Source organism: Acinetobacter sp. RUH 2624 (genome assembly GCF_000162375.2).
Taxonomy (GTDB): Bacteria; Pseudomonadota; Gammaproteobacteria; order Pseudomonadales; family Moraxellaceae; genus Acinetobacter; species Acinetobacter nosocomialis.
Genome location: NZ_KI391939.1, coordinates 977937 through 995967 on the forward strand (window position 1 = coordinate 977937; position 18031 = coordinate 995967).

At 37.2% G+C, this 18031-nt stretch carries 15 protein-coding genes; 9 read left to right on the forward strand and 6 right to left on the reverse strand.

The genetic code is table 11. From position 1 onward, the window contains the following. Positions 1–19 precede the first annotated feature (19 nt). A complete protein-coding gene (locus tag HMPREF0014_RS11330) occupies positions 20–982 on the reverse strand; it encodes an AraC family transcriptional regulator (RefSeq protein WP_079377018.1) in 963 nt (320 codons plus the stop codon). Between the two features lie 171 nt (positions 983–1153). Between HMPREF0014_RS11330 and HMPREF0014_RS11335 the strand changes: the two genes are divergently transcribed. Next, entirely contained in the window at positions 1154–2377 is a 1224-nt protein-coding gene (locus HMPREF0014_RS11335; RefSeq protein WP_004887416.1) for an alkane 1-monooxygenase, read from the forward strand. Positions 2378–2495: 118 nt separating this feature from the next. Here HMPREF0014_RS11335 and HMPREF0014_RS11340 read toward each other — a convergent pair whose 3' ends face one another. The 4 genes from HMPREF0014_RS11340 to HMPREF0014_RS11355 form a co-directional block, all read right to left on the reverse strand. Beyond that, positions 2496–3701: an acyl-CoA dehydrogenase family protein gene (locus tag HMPREF0014_RS11340; protein WP_004887415.1), complete on the reverse strand. Its 1206-nt coding sequence runs from the start codon at positions 3699–3701 to the stop codon at positions 2496–2498. A 21-nt stretch (positions 3702–3722) separates the two neighbouring features. Then, entirely contained in the window at positions 3723–5006 is a 1284-nt protein-coding gene (locus tag HMPREF0014_RS11345; protein ID WP_171062028.1) for an acyl-CoA dehydrogenase family protein, read from the reverse strand. Between the two features lie 229 nt (positions 5007–5235). Then, the gene (locus HMPREF0014_RS11350) at positions 5236–6609 is read right to left on the reverse strand and encodes an AarF/ABC1/UbiB kinase family protein (RefSeq protein WP_004887411.1); all 1374 of its coding nucleotides are present in this window, start codon (positions 6607–6609) and stop codon (positions 5236–5238) included. A gap of 237 nt (positions 6610–6846) precedes the next feature. Continuing rightward, positions 6847–7149, reverse strand: a complete 303-nt coding sequence (locus HMPREF0014_RS11355) for a hypothetical protein (RefSeq protein WP_004709029.1) — start codon at positions 7147–7149, stop codon at positions 6847–6849. A gap of 190 nt (positions 7150–7339) precedes the next feature. Between HMPREF0014_RS11355 and ybaK the strand changes: the two genes are divergently transcribed. The 8 genes from ybaK to HMPREF0014_RS11395 all read left to right on the forward strand — a co-directional run bounded on the left by ybaK (position 7340) and on the right by HMPREF0014_RS11395 (position 15807). After that, positions 7340–7804, forward strand: coding sequence for a Cys-tRNA(Pro) deacylase (gene ybaK / locus HMPREF0014_RS11360; protein ID WP_004887410.1), 465 nt, complete (start codon positions 7340–7342; stop codon positions 7802–7804). Between the two features lie 426 nt (positions 7805–8230). Continuing rightward, positions 8231–10369 carry an HAD family hydrolase gene (locus HMPREF0014_RS11365; RefSeq protein WP_004887408.1) on the forward strand — a complete coding sequence of 713 codons (2139 nt, stop codon included), beginning with the start codon at positions 8231–8233 and terminating at the stop codon, positions 10367–10369. A gap of 113 nt (positions 10370–10482) precedes the next feature. Continuing rightward, positions 10483–11106 carry a 2'-5' RNA ligase family protein gene (locus tag HMPREF0014_RS11370; RefSeq protein ID WP_004887405.1) on the forward strand — a complete coding sequence of 208 codons (624 nt, stop codon included), beginning with the start codon at positions 10483–10485 and terminating at the stop codon, positions 11104–11106. Next, positions 11094–11612 (forward strand): bifunctional adenosylcobinamide kinase/adenosylcobinamide-phosphate guanylyltransferase, encoded by a 519-nt coding sequence (cobU, locus tag HMPREF0014_RS11375; RefSeq protein ID WP_004709022.1) that lies wholly within the window; start codon positions 11094–11096, stop codon positions 11610–11612. Before HMPREF0014_RS11370 ends, cobU begins: the two co-directional genes overlap by 13 nt. 2 nt (positions 11613–11614) lie before the next feature. Beyond that, positions 11615–12670, forward strand: coding sequence for a nicotinate-nucleotide--dimethylbenzimidazole phosphoribosyltransferase (cobT, locus tag HMPREF0014_RS11380; protein ID WP_004709021.1), 1056 nt, complete (start codon positions 11615–11617; stop codon positions 12668–12670). Further along, a complete protein-coding gene (locus HMPREF0014_RS11385) occupies positions 12663–13262 on the forward strand; it encodes a histidine phosphatase family protein (RefSeq protein WP_006581552.1) in 600 nt (199 codons plus the stop codon). The genes cobT and HMPREF0014_RS11385 overlap by 8 nt, the downstream gene beginning before the upstream one ends. A 127-nt stretch (positions 13263–13389) precedes the next feature. After that, positions 13390–14958, forward strand: a complete 1569-nt coding sequence (locus tag HMPREF0014_RS11390; protein WP_004887401.1) for a histidine-type phosphatase — start codon at positions 13390–13392, stop codon at positions 14956–14958. Between the two features lie 108 nt (positions 14959–15066). After that, the gene (locus HMPREF0014_RS11395; RefSeq protein WP_004887400.1) at positions 15067–15807 is read left to right on the forward strand and encodes an adenosylcobinamide-GDP ribazoletransferase; all 741 of its coding nucleotides are present in this window, start codon (positions 15067–15069) and stop codon (positions 15805–15807) included. 47 nt (positions 15808–15854) lie between these two features. Here the strand turns inward: HMPREF0014_RS11395 and HMPREF0014_RS11400 are convergent, their stop codons facing one another. After that, entirely contained in the window at positions 15855–17975 is a 2121-nt protein-coding gene (locus HMPREF0014_RS11400; RefSeq protein WP_004887398.1) for a TonB-dependent receptor, read from the reverse strand. Positions 17976–18031: the final 56 nt, after the last annotated feature.

The window sequence follows — 18031 nt, forward strand, 5'->3', positions numbered from 1 at the left end:
CGCTTCGGCGCTTTTTTTATTACTGATCTCTACTACCTATATAATTTTGTCTATATTGTTTAGGCGATAAATCAAATACTCTCTTAAATGCCTGACTAAATGCAGTTTCTGATGAATAGCCGACTTTATTTGAAATTTGTTGAACTGATAAATTACTTGTCCGTAGATATTGGCTCGCTAAGCGAAAGCGATAATGCTGCAAATAAGTAAGAGGTGGTTCACCAATAATATTATTAAAGAGATTGGCAAACTTAGATCGTGACATGCAGCATTGTTCAGCTAATGATTCAACAGTCCAGCTTATTTCAGGTTGACTATGAATTGCGGATAAAGCATTACTTAATTCTGGATGTGTGAGGGCACCTAACCAATTTTGTTGATCTGACATTTGTTGAATATGATCACGAATACATTCAATTAAAAGAATACTGACTAAGTGATCAATAATTTTGTCATGACCAGGTTGAATTTTTTGTGTTTCGACCGCTAAAAAATAAAGCCCTATTTGCAACCATTCAGGAGGAGTTGTCTGGTTTTCGTGTTGAATAAGCATAATAGATGGTAATGCATTAATCAGTGGTCCCGCCATATACGTATCAACTTGACAGCGTAGACAGAGCAATAATGTATTTTCAGGCGCTGATGAACCTAACTCAATTGGATCATGACGATGCCCATTAAATAAGGGAGTAATATCGACAGAATCTACCAGTTTGCTTCCAGTCGCTTTTGAATCTGTAGCTTGATGAGCTTTTCCAGAAGGAATTAAAATAATATCTCCAGCTTTTGCAATTATTTTTTCGACATTATTTATTTGAATATATACAGAACCCGTTAAAACGATGTAAGCCAGTAAAGCAGATTGATCTTGTGTTTTAAAAGCCCATTCACCTTGTGCTTTTATATAAATATATTCAGACTTATTTAAGTGGATATCATCAAAAAATTTACTTAGTGCATCCATGTTTATATGATCAATCATTATTTTAATAAAATTATAGTGAGCTATAAGAATAGATCAACATGTGTTTTTAGGACAAAAAAGTGGAAGAAAATGCCAAAGACTTTGAAATAGGTTTTTTGGACGGTTACAACTGTTAAGCAAATAGTATTTCTTTAACTATATAGATATATAGAAAAAGGAAATATGACTATGAATGCACCAGTGAATGTTCAGCAAGAACTTATGCCAGTGCCAGCGTCTATGCGTGAGATAGATCGTAAGCGCTATTTATGGATGATTAGTCCGGCTCTACCTGTAATTGGTTTAGGTATTTTAGCCGGATACCATTTTGGTCCACGCCCATTAAAGAAAGTATTTGCTTTAGGTGGTCCACTTTTATTACATGTTGTGATTCCTGCAATTGATACAATTATTGGTAAAGATGCGCGTAATCCAACTGATGAAGAAATTAAACTTCTTGAGAAAGATCCATATTATTCGCGTTTAGTGAAAAGCTTTATTCCATTGCAATATGCGGCAAATATTTATGCATGTTATTTAACAAGCCGTAAAGATACTTCATTTATTGACAAAATTTTGCTTGGTATTTCGATGGGTGCCATTAATGGTATTGCAATTAATACAGCCCATGAACTAAGCCATAAACATGATCGTATCGACCATATTTTATCTCATCTTGCTTTAGTACCTACTGGTTATAACCATTTCCGTATTGAGCATCCATATGGCCATCATAAGCGTGCAGCTACGCCTGAAGATCCGGCATCTTCACGTATGGGTGAAACATTCTATGAGTTTTGGCCACGTACAGTTGTTGGTTCTTTTAAGTCTGCAATTGAAATTGAGAAAAATCGTTTAAAACGTAAAGGTAAAGAGTTTTGGTCACTCGATAACGAATTACTGCAAGGCTGGGGTATGAGTGCTGCTTTCCATGCTTCTATGGTAGGAATTTTTGGTAAAGGTACGATTCCTTATTTAGCAACACAAGCATTTTACGGGATTAGTCTCTTCGAAATTATTAACTATATTGAACATTATGGCTTATTGCGCCAGAAAAAAGAAAATGGTCAATATGAACGTACAATGCCAGAGCATAGCTGGAATAATAACAATGTAGTGACCAACTTATTCTTATATCAGTTACAGCGTCACTCAGATCATCATGCTTATCCAACTCGTCCATTCCAAGCATTACGTCATTTTGATGAAGCACCCGAGCTACCAAGTGGTTATGCAAGTATGTTGCTACCAGCATTAATTCCTTCATTATGGTTTAAAATGATGGATAAGCGCGTATTTGATCCCTACAAAGGTGATTTAAATAAAGCGAATATTTCACCAAAACGTCGTGCAAAAATCTTCAAAAAATTTGGTGTAGTCGATAAGTCATTAAAAACAACACAAGCCGAATAATTAAAAATATATTCCTGAAATACCAAACCCTCTAGTCATGTGGTTAGAGGGTTTTATTTTTGCTAATAAGTCACAGTGCTAAGAAGCAAGGAAGTAAAAAAACTCCCTTGCAATATCTTTATTTTAGTTCACTTGAAGATTTTCCAAGCTCACGACGAGCAATAATAAGTTGCTGGATTTGTTGAGTACCTTCAAAAATATCAAGAATTTTTGAATCACGTGCCCACTTTTCAAGTAGTTCATCTTCGTTATAGCCAACACTTGCTGCTAATTCGACACACTTCAAAGTGATTTCGTTGCCTACACGACCTGCTTTTGCTTTAGCGATGGAAGCTTCTTTGGAGTTTGGTTTTTTGTTGTCTGCCATCCATGTGGCTTTCAACATAAGTAACCGTGCAGCTTCCCATTCGGCTTCCATTCGGTAAATTTGCGCAGCAAGGTTGGAAGTTTGCAAATATGGAGTCGAGTAATTGGGATCTAATTGGTCTTTAAAAATTTCTTTAATACGTTCTAAAGAAGCTTTGGCACAGCCAATTGCCATTGCGGCAACTAATGGTCGTGTATTGTCAAAAGTTTCCATTACACCGGCAAAACCTTTTGCAACATCAATTTCAGGATTACCAAGCAAGTTTTCAGCCGGAACACGACAGTCAGTAAAACTAATAACGGCTGTATCAGAAGCTTTGATACCTAACTTATGTTCAAGTCGTTCAACTTTCATTCCGGGAGTACCTTTAGGCACTACAAATGATTTGATGGCTGCACGTCCAAGTTTTCGGTCAAGTGTAGCCCATACGACCACCGAGTCCGCACGTTCACCAGAAGTTACGAAAATCTTTTCACCATTTAAAATATAGTCATTGCCATCTTTAGTTGCCGTAGTACGGATCGCAGCAGAGTCAGAACCACAGCCTGGTTCAGTAATCGCCATAGCTGCCCATGTTCCTTTAAAACGTTCTAGTTGCTCATCATTTGCGACCGCGGCAATTGCAGAGTTTCCTAAACCTTGACGTGGCATACTGAGTAATAGCCCAGTATCGCCATAGCACATTTCAATGATGCCTAACGCTGTTGACATGTTAGTTCCGTTACGGACACCTTCATTATCAGATTCACCACGTTTTCCTGCACCGGCAGCACCTGCATTAATTCCTTCACCACCTTCATTCATGCCATCAATGAGTGAAGCGAGCATATCGAGTTCTTTCGGATAAGCATGTTCTGCTTTATCGTATTTACGGGAAATAGGGCGTAATACATTGATCGCAACATCATGTGCTTGATCAATCATCATTTTGAATTTTTTTGGATTTTGTAAATTCATGAAAATATCCTCTGATTGATCTTAAGCATGTAAGCCAGAATGTAAAATTGCGGTTGCACGTAAATCACGATACCAACGTTCAACAGGGTGTTCTTTTGTGAAACCATGACCACCTAAAATTTGTACGCCATCTGTTCCTATTTTCATTGATTTTTCTGCGCAAAGAATACGAGCTAAATATGCTTCACGGTGGAATGGCTTACCTGCTTCGGCAAGGCTTGCGGCATTTAGAATCAGCATGCGCATAGCATCAATTTCAATTGCCATATCTGCAATCATGAATGCGACACTTTGACGATGTGAAATTGGTTCTCCGAAAGCAGTTCGCTCATTGGCATATTTAATACAATAGGCTTTTACCGCTTCACATGTTCCTACAGCCATTGCACACCACATAAGATTGCCTAAATCTAGAAAGGCGGTGTAATCAAAATCTGTTGTGCCTAATCGTAGAGCAGGTGTATGGCTGAATTTTAAAGTAGCTGTCTCTGTTGCTTTGAGACCCATAGCTGGGGTACTTTTAATGGAAATGGTATCGCCCGCTTGTACTACAAACACATCCGGCTTGCCATTAAAATCTGCACTCACCAAGAACACATCAGCTAAATCACCTAAAATGACTAAGGTTTTTTCACCTTCTATAAAATATTGATTATTTTCAAGAGAAGCTTTTGTTTTTAAGATATATGGGTTAAATGCCGGAGTAGCTTCTTGTACAGCGAAAGTGGCGGTAATGTCTGAGTCTTCTGCAAAGCAAGGTAAATACATTGACTGAACTTCAGTAGAACCCCAACGTGTAATAGCATTAATAACGCTAAACGTACTCAAAAGTCCTGCTGTAAGACTAAAATCACCTTCAGCTAGTTTTTCAGCAATCAATAGGTTACTTACAATATTTTGTTCAGCGGCGACACCACCTAGTGCTTCTGGAAGAGCATAATAATTTAGTCCTAAATCTTCTACATATTGCCAAAGGCTTTCTGGAAATTGACCTGCCTGATCAGCATCATGAGCTAATCCTAATAAAACTTCTTGAGCAAATTGAGACATTGCATCTGAAGTCATTTGTTGTTCTTCAGTGAGGCTTAAGTCAAATAGGTTTTTCTTCTGTTGAGGTAGACGCTGTTGGGGGATTTGCTTAGGTTTAAATGCTTTCTGAGTCTGACTTAATGCTCTAAATCCAGCTTTTGAACCTTGATAAAGAGACTTTTCAAGAAATTTACGTAGTTTGAGTTGATCAAGTACATCGCTTCCAGCTAATTTCGTGATCAGCGATAAACCCAACCCTTGGGCTTTATTGATCATATTTGTCATGATTGTGGTGTCCTAACACATTGTTATTGTTTTATGCTGACACGCTGTATAAGAAAAAACTATGTCGTTGCTGACATTCAAAAAATGAGCAGATAAATGGTAAAAGCAAAATAAGTTTTAATACATTTTATTGATTTTATAAAAGAAAAAATTTTTTTTAAAAGAACTATTTTGTTTGGATTGACTAGAATGACACGGAATCATTCTAGTCTTAATAATATTAAGCAAAATTACGAATCATACGTCGTACATTGGTTTTGGCATCAATCACAGTCATAAATGTATATGCGCCAATAAACTTACGGCTAATAAACATAAATTCTTTTGGAGGAACCGAGAAATATCGAGACGCCATTGATTTGCTTGCTTGCTGCATAACACGACTATGTAACTGGCTCTTTTTCCAGTCATAACGTTCATGTTCATCCATTAGGCCCACTGGCATATCTGGATTATTTGCAGGGGTACTGAATGCTTCTGTCGCAAGTAAAAAGACATCGGCCATGCCGGGTTTAATACTTTCAGGCATTGCATCGAAAAACTCATATCCAGTCATTGCTTGGACCATCGCATGTTTATCATGCTGATAACCCGCTTGTATAAGATTACGCGCAACTGAGAGTAAATGTTCATCGAACTGACGGATCGCACCAAAGTCTAGTAGTACAATTTTATCCTGAATATCTTGGCCATTACCTAAACGAACAAGGTAATTACCAAAGTTAGGATCAGTTTGCATTTCACCCCATTCAAAAATCTCACGAACTGCAATCTCTAGTGAAGCTTCACCGAGCTGATTACGTCGTTCTTGAGGAAGGGAAAGCATGACTGGACTATTAATTGGCACGCCACGTTCAAAGGTCATGCATAAGACTTGATCGGTACAGTATTCATCTACAATTGTAGGGACGATATAGCGCTCATCATCCTTTAAACGCTCAGCAAAGCGACGTGTTGTGGCTGCCTCTACGTGATAATTGACTTCACGATGCATCATTTCACGTACTTCATCAAACCATTGATCAAACTCACGAGTTTGAGGAACCATACGTGTAAGCTTAAGCATGTTTTTAAACAGGCTCATATCCGAGTCAATTGCATTCGCAACACCAGGGTATTGAATTTTTAAAACTAACTCTAAACCGTCTGATTTACGTGTTGCGCGATGAACTTGTGCCAGAGAAGCCGTACCGATAGGCTCATGATCAATTGTTAAATCATTTAACTTGGAACCTAGCTGTTCTTGTAAATGAGGTTTAATTGCTGGCCAGTCTAAAGCAACGGTCTGGTTATTTAGGGTATTTAAAGCTTGAGTAATTTCTTCTGGTAAAAAATGTTCACCATAAAGCGCCATCATTTGGCCAATCTTGACAATAGAACCTTTAAGTTTGCCAATTTCAGAGACAAGATAATTAGCTTGTTCGCTCATTGCCTTTTTACGTTTCTTCTCTTTTTCTTCTTCACTAGAAAAGAGGGAAGAGGCACTTGCAGTAGCCCAACGTGTTCCTGCCAGTAAAGAAGCTTTCGCGATTGATAAGCGTCGATCCATGGAAGAAGTTTTTAAACTCTTAAGCTTATCGTTCTGATTTGACATGAAAATAGAATCCTATGCGCATCATGCAGCCAAACGCTGGTGATCTAAAATTGTAACGAATATTACATGTTTTGAACGTATTAAAATAGTTCCCTCAGACTGAATGGTGAGTTGAAAGTCTCATTTGGGATTTTAATTTTCTAAAAATAGCCTAAGCATTAATAAGAAAATCAAAATATCCGCCATTCAGAAAAAATAAACTACTATAAAACGCCGTATCAGATAATAACCGGCAAATTACATTTTAAACTGAATTTTCAATTCAGCCTTTTGCATTAAGTGCATACGATTAGCTTGAATATGCTGAATAACCATTTGCTTGACGGAATCATGCATAAAACCAAGTGCATGAGCCTTTACAATAACGATGCTAGGCAGTGTATAGAAAAAGTACTTAACATCATCAAAAGTCGCATTATTAAAAATGCCTTGTTCGATTAAGGTCTGCTGTAAAAATTGCTTTTCATTTAATACATGATCTGAAGCCTCATCCCAAAAACGGTGACGCATTGCCATCAGATTATTGTGTTTGTAACTCATAAATTCGCCAGTTCAGACTTTAAATCTCAACTAAATATATTGGAGTCATCTACCCAATATCAAGTTTAGATTGTTTTTTGTTCGATGTTCGTTTGATTTTTCATGTAAAGGATGTAAATAGCCTAAGTAAATTTTAAACTTTTTTTAAAATAAATATAATCAAGCTCATTTCATTAAAATCTAAAATCCTATGACTCCTGCATGTAGATTGTTAAAAAGTAACAAAATCGAATTTTCTATCCATGAGTACGAACATGACGCAAATGCTAAAAGTTTTGGTTTGGAAGCCGCAGAAAAGTTAAACCTTGATGTAAACGAGGTATTTAAAACACTTCTTGTTACCGATGAGAAAAATTATTTTGTTGCGGTCATACCAGTTAACTATCAACTCAATTTGAAAAAGGTAGCTACAGCATTTGGGTGTAAAAAATTGCAGATGGCAAATCCCAAAGATGCCGAACGTTTGACAGGGTACTTAGTGGGTGGAATTAGTCCATTAGGTCAAAAGAAACGCTTAAAGACAGTGATTGATGCCTCTGCACAAGAGTTAAGCAAAATTTATGTAAGTGGTGGTAAAAGAGGATTAGATATTGGTTTAAATCCTAAAGACTTGGCACACATATTAACGGCGCAATTTGTAGATGTACTTGATTGATTAAAAAAAGGGCATAGCAAGTTGACACACTAAATGAAAATGATTATCATTATTATGTATTGTTTGGTTCTGCCAGAAAATAACAAAAATTATATGAGTTTCTGGTATTGGTAGACCTGCAAGACATAATAAAAAATGCAGGTTTGTTAGCAGTAAATGGACCTAAGAAAAACAAACATGATCAGCGCATAAAAAGAAGAAGCAAAGGTAGCAAGCGAGGAAGGCTTGCTACCTTTGTACTTAAACTCAGTTTCAGAATTATCTATATTGTTCAACCTTTTTGAGTATTTAACTCTTCTCAGTAACAGATTTCTTATATTTATGATTAAAAAATAACCACTAATGTTTCATTTATTATCATCCTGCCTTTTTAAGCAATTTTTTGTATACCCTGAATAAAACATGATCAAAAAAAGAGGTAAAAACGTGCTTATTTTTCATGGAAAACCTGTTCATGGAGCTATCTTTGATATGGATGGGACAATGTTTGATACTGAACGGTTACGGTTTCAAACATTGCAACAGGCATCTCAAGAACTCATTGGACAGGAGTTTTCACACGAATATTTAATGCAATGTTTGGGGTTAAGCGCGACAACGGCGGAAAAGCTTGCACAACGTTTATACGGAGTAGATGTTCCATATAAGGAAATTCGAAAACGTGCCGATGAGATGGAACTAGAACATATTCGAAAACACGGTGTGCCTATTAAAAAAGGTCTGGTTCAAGTTCTAGAGCGTTTAAGAAAATCGGGTCTAAGAATGGCTGTGGCTACATCAAGCCGTAGAGCAATTGCCGAAGAATATTTAATTAATGCGAATGTTTATAAATTTTTTGATGTCATTACTTGTGGAGATGAAGTAGAACAAGGGAAGCCACATCCAGAAATTTTTCTCAAAGCGGCTAGTCAACTTCATTTAGACGCCAACCAATGTTTAATGTTTGAAGATTCAGAAAATGGTTTAACCTCGGCTCACACCTCAAAAGGTTTAACAATTTTATTAAAAGATATTAAAGAACCTAATGATGAAATGCTGGAAAAAGCGCATTTTTATTATGACCAGATGTATGATTTTTTAACTGATCTCGACCAATTTATTCCTGTTATGGATATGCCAGAGATACAGGAACCTTTTCCGCAAAGTCTGAATCAGCTTACTGTTGGAATACATGGTTTCGGTGCTATTGGTGGTGGTTATATAGCACAGATCTTGTCGCATTGGGATGGTTATACGAAACCAAAACGTATTATTGCGTCAACACGAAATAGTCTTTTCCGCGAAGCTGTAAATGCGTTTGGTACCTATAGTATTCGCTATGGGCAATTTTCTTATGATGAACGTATTGAGAATATGACCATTGTTGACTCTGATAATGAACAACAAATGTTAGAGATGTACACTCATTCAAGTTTGATTGCATTATGTTTGCCCGAGCAAGCAATTGAAACTGAAGCACAGATAATCGCAAAAGGGTTATATGCACGTTTTAATTCACAACTTGAAACATGTATAGAACCGTTAACCTTTCTAATTATTTTAAATAAGGTGGGTGCGAAATATTTGGTGATGAAGCATCTTAAAGAAGCTCTACTCGAGTTAACTAACGATGAAGATGTCACCGAGCATATTTTAAAAGAGCATTATTTTTGCGATACCGTAGTTAATCGTATGGTTTCAAAACTTTCTAATCAGAATTTATATCGTCAACTTCGTATTAAGCATAATTTTCTTGAACAGCATTTAGAAGATGTTGAACAAGAAGACCAAATCGAAATTGAAGACTGTAATAAACTGACTCAAGATCAGCAAAATCAGGCTTCTATCTATGTTGATAATATGCGCCGTAATTTTCAGCCGGGACATATCTTACAAAGCATGGATTTAATCTTGTTCCATAGTGAAACAGATATGCCAATTTATGTAGAAAAAGGCAGCCCTTTGCTTGAAAAGTTGCGTCAGGTGGTGTTGGTTGACCAAATTACTGACATTCAACTCATTAAAAACCGTTTATGGAATGGTGTACATGCGATGCTTGCTTGGTATGCATCTTTAATGGGTTATGAATCTATTGGTGTTGCCATGGGTGATCATTCAGTTAAAGCATTTGCAGAAAACTTAATTGCAGAAGTGAAGCAGGGACTTGCAATTGTATTACCTAACTATGCAAAAGATCTGGATCGAATGTCACAAAGTTTTCTAGACTCATGTGAATATGCATTTAAAGATCCTTGTCAACGCGTAGCTAGAGATCCACTACGCAAACTCAATCACAATGAACGTGTTATAGCATCAATTGCAGTGAATATTCGTCATGATTTACCTTATAAAAATTTATTAAAAGGTGCTGCTTTAGGTTATGCCTATGCGATTCAATTTTTAGAAATTGAAGAGACTAAAGCAGTTGAACATCTGCAACAGCAAATTCAGAATTTAGAATTGAATACAAATCAAAGAAGACAGCTTGAAGTTGAGTTGGTTCAACTTATTCAATATTTATTTTCTGAACAAGGTAAACAACCTTTGGACATTAAGTTGAACAATGCCAAAACTACACTCACTTAATATGTTTAAATGTGCTTAATGAATTAACCTCAACAATTGAAAGGCAAACATGTTTTAATACGAAATTTGAATGATTTTGAATTAAAACTGTGCTGTTAAAACCCTCCACACTCATGGTGCCGACGTCTATGCGGGATTATCCCGAATGGCACCTTGGGCGTCAAAATTACGCTTTATGGTATCTAGAAATTAATGATCAGAAATTAGTTCATTATCTAGATCAATTGCGTGCGCATTTTTCAGAATTTCTAATAGAGCCTAATCACCGTCAATATCATGTCACGCTGTTTATATGCGGTTTCTTGACTCATGAAACTAAAGTTGATGATGACTTTTGTTTTAGTGAGTTTGTGCAGCAAAGGGAAATTTTAAGAAAAGAAGATATTGCACCATTTCAATTAAAAATTGGTTCGGTTGATAGCTTTAGTAGTGCTTTATTTGTAGAAATTCAGGATAAAGAAAATATCTTATCTTTCATACGTCAAAAATTAGGCTCAATTTCTAATGAAATTGCCGCTTTAGATTACTATCCGCACATTACATTGGGTTTGTATAAAAAAGACTATAGTAGTGATTTGATTTTACAAAAAATTTCTCAATTACCTGTACAATACGATCAGGCTGAATTTGATCTTAAAGTTGAGCATTTAACCTTTGGTTATTATGAGGCTCAAATTTTACAAGGGCAGCTGTATCCGTATCAGCATTTGTTTTTAGGTGAGCCATGTTGCAATTGATTTTAGGTGGTGCTCGTTCTGGTAAAAGCCGACTGGCTGAACAAACGGCCATATCTATGCAATTAGCTGTCACTTATGTGGCGACGGCGCAAGCGCTAGATCCAGAAATGCAAAGCCGGATTGCCCATCATCAAAATCATCGTCCTGCTCACTGGTCTTTGGTTGAAGAACCATTATTTTTAGCAAAAACTCTGCAAGAAATTGATAGACCTAACCAAATTATTCTGGTGGATTGTTTAACACTTTGGCTAACCAATTTGTTACTTTTAGAAGACAAAAACGTTCAACAATTTGAGTGTGAACAGCTGTTAAAAGTTTTACCTATACTCCAGTCAGAAATTATTTTAGTAAGTAATGAAACGGGTTTAGGCGTTGTGCCACTCGGTGAGATAAGCCGCCGTTTTGTCGACGAAGCAGGAAGGCTACATCAAGCCTTAGGGCAAATTGCAGATAAGGTTGTGTTTTGTGTGGCGGGTTTTCCAATGATTTTAAAAGGTGAGAAATAAAAATGAACTGGTGGTTAGAATCTGTACAGAAACCTAATCTGGACGCAAAACAACAAGCGGAGCAACATCAACTCCAGCTTACCAAACCTACAGGTGCCTTAGGTGATTTAGAGCAGATTGCAATTACACTTGCTAGTTTACAGTCAAATGCACATCCACAAGTTAACCATCCCTGGATTACAATTTTTGCAGGTGATCATGGTGTAGTTGAAGAAAATATCTCTGCATACCCTCAAGCTGTTACCCGTCAAATGTTGCAAAACTTCACAACTGGTGGTGCGGCAATTAGTGTTATTGCTAAATATCATCAAGCCCATTTACAAGTCATTGACTGTGGCACAGTAGGTGAACCATACCAATATGCAGGTGTTGAACGTCACTGTATTCGTGCCGGCACAGCAAATTTTGCCAAACAAGCTGCAATGAGTACTGACGAATGCCGTGCTGCCTTAGAGTTAGGGAAAAAAAGTGTAGATACTGCTAAAGCGAATGGCGCAGATATTTATATTGCGGGTGAAATGGGTATTGGAAATACCTGTTCAGCTTCTGCGTTAGCCTGTCTTTTACTAAATGATACGGCTGAGCAATTAACGGGAGTTGGTACAGGAATTGGTGCCGATCAGTTAAGACATAAAATTGAAGTAATTGAAAAGGCAATTGAACTTCACCATAAACATGTCATTGGTGATGTCTTTAAAACACTATGTGCTGTAGGTGGTTTGGAAATTGCGGCAATTACAGGTGCTTATATTCGCTGTGCGCAAGTGGGTTTACCTGTGATTGTGGATGGTTTTATTAGTTCTGTAGCCGCTTTATGTGCGGTACGAATGAACCCTAAAGTACGTGACTGGATGTTATTTGGTCATCAATCGGCTGAGTATGGACACCTACGTATTTTACAAGAACTTAATGCTGACCCGATTTTGAAGATGAACTTGCGTTTAGGCGAAGGTAGTGGGGCTGGTACTGCCTTGGCATTAGTTAAAATGGCATGTGTCTTACATAACCAAATGGCTACCTTTGCTCAAGCTGCTGTAAGCGGGGATAAAATTGGGTAAATTTAGGATCGATTTGCTCAGACATGGTGAAAGTCAGTATAGCCATACTTTACGTGGGCATTTAGATGATGAGTTAACAGCAAAAGGTTGGCAGCAAATGCAGTCAACCATTGAGCAAGTCACAGACCAGTCATGGGATATTATTGTAAGTTCCTCATTAAAACGATGTGCTTGTTTTGCTGAGGAACTTTCCAAAACAGCAGAACTCCCTTTACTTATAAATCATGACTTAAAAGAAATGTATTTTGGGGAGTGGGAAGGTATCTCAACTCAGCAAATTTATGAAACTTCACCTGAATTACTTGCAAACTTTTGGCAAAAACCAAGTCAATATTGTCCACCTCGCGCTGAAACATTAAACCAGTTTCAAAAAAGGATTCTGAAAGGCTTGCAGGATTTGCTTACGCATATGCAAAAACATAATTTACAGCATGCGTTAGTTGTTACTCATGGGGGGGTGATTAAGCTATTGGCTTGTTTAGCCGAGCAGCAACCTTTAGATGACTTACTTAAAATGTCGGCAGAGCTTGGGAAATTATATTCTTTTGAATTTTCTGAAGCAGATGGTCAATTAACTTTTATGTTGAGATAGATGAATTTTATATTTTTATACACTTGTAAGTTATTATTTTTATAAAGATATTTTAAACTATGTAATAGAACTGTCATTACTAAAAATTAAGCTATTGGCATTTATTAATTAATTACTTATTTGGCTTATGAATATTTTATTTAAAACTAGTGTGCTTGCAGCCTCATTATTGCTCGTGGCTTGTAATAATAATGATGATCAAGAAGTTCAAACTCCACCATCTACAAATTCATCAAAATATTATCAAACCAAAACACCTTATCAACCACAGCAAGATCTAAAAAATTATGAGCAAGCTCCAAATGGGTTCCAGCCAGTTTTTACAGAATTGGTTGCGCGACACGGTTCGAGAGGACTATCAAGTCTTAAATATGATTTAGCACTTTATAATTTATGGAAACAGGCGAAAACAGAAAATGCTTTAACGCCTTTGGGTGAGCAATTAGGTGCTGACTTGGAAGCCATGATGAAAGCCAATATTTTATTGGGCTATGGGGTTGAAGGTATTCGCCAATACGGTTATGGAAATGAAACCATGACCGGTATTTTAGAACACCGCGGGATTGCCGATCGCCTATTACAGCGCTTGCCAACACTTGTAAACTCTCAAGCATCTATATTGGTACAAAGTTCTGGGGTAGATCGTGCGGTGGATAGTGCTAAATTCTTCACTGCTGAACTGATAAAACAACAGCCTCAGCTGAAAGATAAAATTGTTCCTGTGTCTTATACCAATTTATCGAGTTCAAGTGTTCCTAGTCTTGTAGACGGGGGTGTTGATCGTTTTAAACTTTATTTTCATAGTCTAAATGCGACTGAAGATTTAACTCAACCACTTAGTGCTAGCCAACAAAAAATTTATGATGCTAGTCAGGCCTATCAAGATTTCGAAGCAAACAATAAAGATTTAGCCCAAAAGTTGAGTGAGTTATCGAAGAATACTCAAGCAGAAAAAATTGCCCAGTCCGTACTCACTCCGATTTTTAAAGCAGACTTTATTAAAAAACTTGGTACGACAGGTTATAGTTTTAGCAATAATGGGTCTTTTACAGTAACTTCACCAAAAGGTGAGCAAATTACAGAAAAAGGTAAGGGTAAAAATACCATTGCTAGTGCAGTAGATGCTGCGGCTTATGTTTATGAGCTTTATTCAATTTCTGGTGGTATGAAAGATGAGTTAAAAGGTGTTGATTTTGATAAATATATGCCTTTGGAAGCCGCAAAATTTTATGCTGAATTTAATGATGCCAATGATTTTTATGAAAAAGGTCCAAGTTTCACAGAGTCGAACCAAGTTACAAGTGAAATTGCTCAAGGACTCAAACAAGATTTATTCCAACAAGTTGATGCTGTTGTAAATAAAGCTCAACCATATAAAGCAGTTTTACGTTTTGCCCATGCTGAAATTATTATTCCTCTGGCAACTAGCTTGGATTTGCATAATATGATGCAGCCTTTACCACTACGCCAGACTTATAACTATTCAACAAGTACATGGCGTGGTGAAATAGTTTCACCTATGGCAGCCAACATACAGTGGGATGTTTATCAAAATAGTCAAGGCTCGACTTTAGTGAAGATGCTTTATAACGAAAAAGAGACTTTATTTAAATCTGCGTGTAACTATGCGCGTTACACACCAACTAGTTTTTACTACGACTACATCAAATTAAAGCAGTGCTATCAAATACAGTAGTTTTTCACAGTTTTTGAAGTGTTTAATGGGAATAGGGATTGCTATTCCCATTTTTATTTCCTCATAATTCAGTTTGTTTTTATATATAGATCAGTTAGAGAGTGGGATATGACACCTTTTTGGATTGCATTGCAATTTTTAACTGTTCTACCTATTGAGTTAAAGACTACACCAACGGCGCAACAAAATGGTCGGGCTATTTTGTTTTATCCACTGGTTGGGCTGATTATTGGTGGCATACTTTTTCTTGTTGCCTGTCTTTTAGCCAAATTACCCGTTGTTTTACTTGCCGCAATTATACTTACTTTATGGATTTGGCTGACTGGGGGATTGCATCTAGATGGACTGGCCGACACAGCTGACGCTTGGGTAGGTGGCTTTGGGGATAAACAACGTACTTTACAAATCATGAAAGATCCGAGCTGCGGCCCAATTGGAGTGCTGAGCTTAGTTATCATTTGTTTGCTCAAGTTTGCTTTGGTCTTTGTATTGATTGATCAACATCAAACGCTATTCTTAGTATTTGTTCCTGCACTTGGACGTGTGGTGCCATCTATTTTGTTTTTAACTACACCATATGTTCGCGAAAAAGGCTTAGGTCGTTCTTTGACAGACCATTTGCCTAAAACTGTTTCATGGATAGTAGCTGCATTAATTTTACTGTTACCTTTGTATTGGGAATGGCAAGGGCTGATAGCGGTAATTGGTTTTTTAATAAGCCTGATTTATTTAAGATATCTGTTTATAAAACGAATTGATGGCATTACGGGAGATACCGTGGGCGCTACAATTGAAATTAGTGAAACCGTTCTGCTTTTTACTTTTGTCTTAAGTTGTTTTTATTTATAGTTAAATTAATCGTTTGTGGCCAACTGTGACCACAAACTTAAATTTACTTAATTACCAAAATGATAGCGTAGACCTATTAAATATGTACGTGGAGCTGCCGGTGTATAGCTCACTTCATTATTACTAAAAGAAGTGCTTTCAGCATAATGTGTATCTGCCACATTTAAAATCTGACCATATATTTCATAGGCCTTTTTACGATAGTTTGCACGCAGGTTGAGTACCGTATGACCATCATATTTTTGAGTATTGGCGTCATTAATCCAATATGAACCTACATATACACCTTCTGCTGAGAGTAATAATTCGGGGATTGGCTTAATTTGATATTCAAGCGTACCAAAAGTTTTTGGTGCGCTCGGCATATCATTTCCACTGTAATCAATAGTAGCTGACGGCTGGAATTGTTCATAATGATGACGAGCCCAGCTACCTGAAATTTTCAATTTTTGGTCAAGCTGATCGGAAATTTGCCAAGTTCCACCGACTTCAATACCTTCATGAAGAGTTTTACCTGCATTACGTGGTTCACGGGTATTATCGGGTTTAGTATAACTAATTACTTCATCTTCGCCATTTAAACGATAAAGCGTAATTTCACCATCCAATCGGTCATTGAATGTTTTAAAACGGATACCTGCATCAATATTGGTAAAAGTTGCTTCAGTTAAATTCGGCGTAACTAAATTTGCGCCGTAAAGGCTACTGACCTCTGGTGGAACAAAGCCTTGTGACCAGTTTGTATAGAAGTCGATTTGAGGAGTAATATTCCAAATTGCTCCTAATTTTGGACTAGCCTTATGAAAATTTCTTGTTTCATCCGGAGCGCCAGTAACATTAGAAGGAGTTAAATTATTTTGATAGTCATAACGAATCCAGTCATAACGTGTGCCGCCGACTAAGTTTAAGTTAGGCAAAGCTTGCCAATTCACTTGAGCATAGATCGCTTCATTATCAACGTCGACATCAAAATCACGTAAAAGCTTTCGCTGTTTAAAACTCGTATAAATACGTGTAACAGGATCTCGAAAAACTTCAATATCATTAGTTCTGCCCTGAGTCGGTGAGTGCTCAGCCATACTACCCACGACTAACTTGAATTGGCCTAAAGTTGCTGAGTGTTGTAGGTTGACTCCATAGGACTGAAAACTATTATAAGTGGTTTGCCCGCTGTAAGTTCCTGTTGCAACTCCATCTTTCTTGTCAGTTTTTATGTTATAGCTTGGATTTTGCTCAGTTGTATTATCCCGATAATATAAAGTGATTTGACTTTGCTGTTGATCATTCCAGTCATGACTTAGTTGGGAGGATATACGTGTTGCATCTACTTCCCGGTAAGTAAATGTCTGATAGCTATAGCCAGGCCGTTGGCTATAATCTTCAGTATTTAAGCTACCTGTCATATCTGCATATAAGTGGTTATAGGTAAATATATTTTTCAGTTTAGTTGAATCAGAAATTTGCCAGTCATGACGTACTGTAATGCTTTGTTTATCTGCTTCGGCATGATCTTGCCAGCTATCACCACGATCACTGGCATAGGCAGAAACTCTTAACCCATGGGCGCCAGTACGAGTATCAAAGGTATCAGAAGCTCCCACGTCAACACGGCGATAACCTTCACTACTTGCGCTCAGACCAATATCTGCTGTTGGTGTGGCACTCGGCGCCTTGGTTAAAAAGTTGAGGGTTCCGCCAATTGCATTACTTCCATAAACACTACTTGCTGGTCCACGTAAAATTTCAATATTGTCTACACCCGCCATATTCATCTCATACAGGGCATTATGGTTAAACACACCTACAGGTCGAATTGAAAGGCCATCTTCTAGATATTGATAAACAGCAGCAGTAGTCATGGGCTGGCGTATAGACATCATGTGCTGTTCATTACCAAGATCATTCATCAAGACTCCTGGTGTTTGGTTTACAAGTTGTCCAATAAAAGTGGCATGTTTATTCTCTATTTGCTCACTATTGATTTGGCTAATTGCAGCTGGAGTTTTATTCAGTATTTCACCTTCGCGACTTGCCGTAACCACAATAGTCGCTAAGGTTTTTGTGTCATTGTTTGCTGGTGTTAAGTCTTCAGCAAAAACTAGAGAGCTAGATGAAGCAGTTAAGCATGCTGCGCTTAAAACAGATAAGCGAAATTTGAGGGATGACATAGAATGACCCTATAAAAAGCAATAAATTTTGAATCCCTGAAAATAGGAATGAGAAA

Excerpts from the sequence above, each read along its gene's own strand:
- HMPREF0014_RS11330 (WP_079377018.1), bottom strand. The coding sequence starts at position 982 with ATGATTGATCATATAAACATGGATGCACTAAGTAAATTTTTTGATGAT.
- HMPREF0014_RS11335 (WP_004887416.1), top strand. The coding sequence starts at position 1,154 with ATGAATGCACCAGTGAATGTTCAGCAAGAACTTATGCCAGTGCCAGCG.
- HMPREF0014_RS11340 (WP_004887415.1), bottom strand. The coding sequence starts at position 3,701 with ATGAATTTACAAAATCCAAAAAAATTCAAAATGATGATTGATCAAGCA.
- HMPREF0014_RS11345 (WP_171062028.1), bottom strand. The coding sequence starts at position 5,006 with ATGATCAATAAAGCCCAAGGGTTGGGTTTATCGCTGATCACGAAATTA.
- HMPREF0014_RS11350 (WP_004887411.1), bottom strand. The coding sequence starts at position 6,609 with ATGTCAAATCAGAACGATAAGCTTAAGAGTTTAAAAACTTCTTCCATG.
- HMPREF0014_RS11355 (WP_004709029.1), bottom strand. The coding sequence starts at position 7,149 with ATGAGTTACAAACACAATAATCTGATGGCAATGCGTCACCGTTTTTGG.
- ybaK (WP_004887410.1), top strand. The coding sequence starts at position 7,340 with ATGACTCCTGCATGTAGATTGTTAAAAAGTAACAAAATCGAATTTTCT.
- HMPREF0014_RS11370 (WP_004887405.1), top strand. The coding sequence starts at position 10,483 with ATGGTGCCGACGTCTATGCGGGATTATCCCGAATGGCACCTTGGGCGT.
- cobU (WP_004709022.1), top strand. The coding sequence starts at position 11,094 with ATGTTGCAATTGATTTTAGGTGGTGCTCGTTCTGGTAAAAGCCGACTG.
- cobT (WP_004709021.1), top strand. The coding sequence starts at position 11,615 with ATGAACTGGTGGTTAGAATCTGTACAGAAACCTAATCTGGACGCAAAA.
- HMPREF0014_RS11390 (WP_004887401.1), top strand. The coding sequence starts at position 13,390 with ATGAATATTTTATTTAAAACTAGTGTGCTTGCAGCCTCATTATTGCTC.
- HMPREF0014_RS11395 (WP_004887400.1), top strand. The coding sequence starts at position 15,067 with ATGACACCTTTTTGGATTGCATTGCAATTTTTAACTGTTCTACCTATT.
- HMPREF0014_RS11400 (WP_004887398.1), bottom strand. The coding sequence starts at position 17,975 with ATGTCATCCCTCAAATTTCGCTTATCTGTTTTAAGCGCAGCATGCTTA.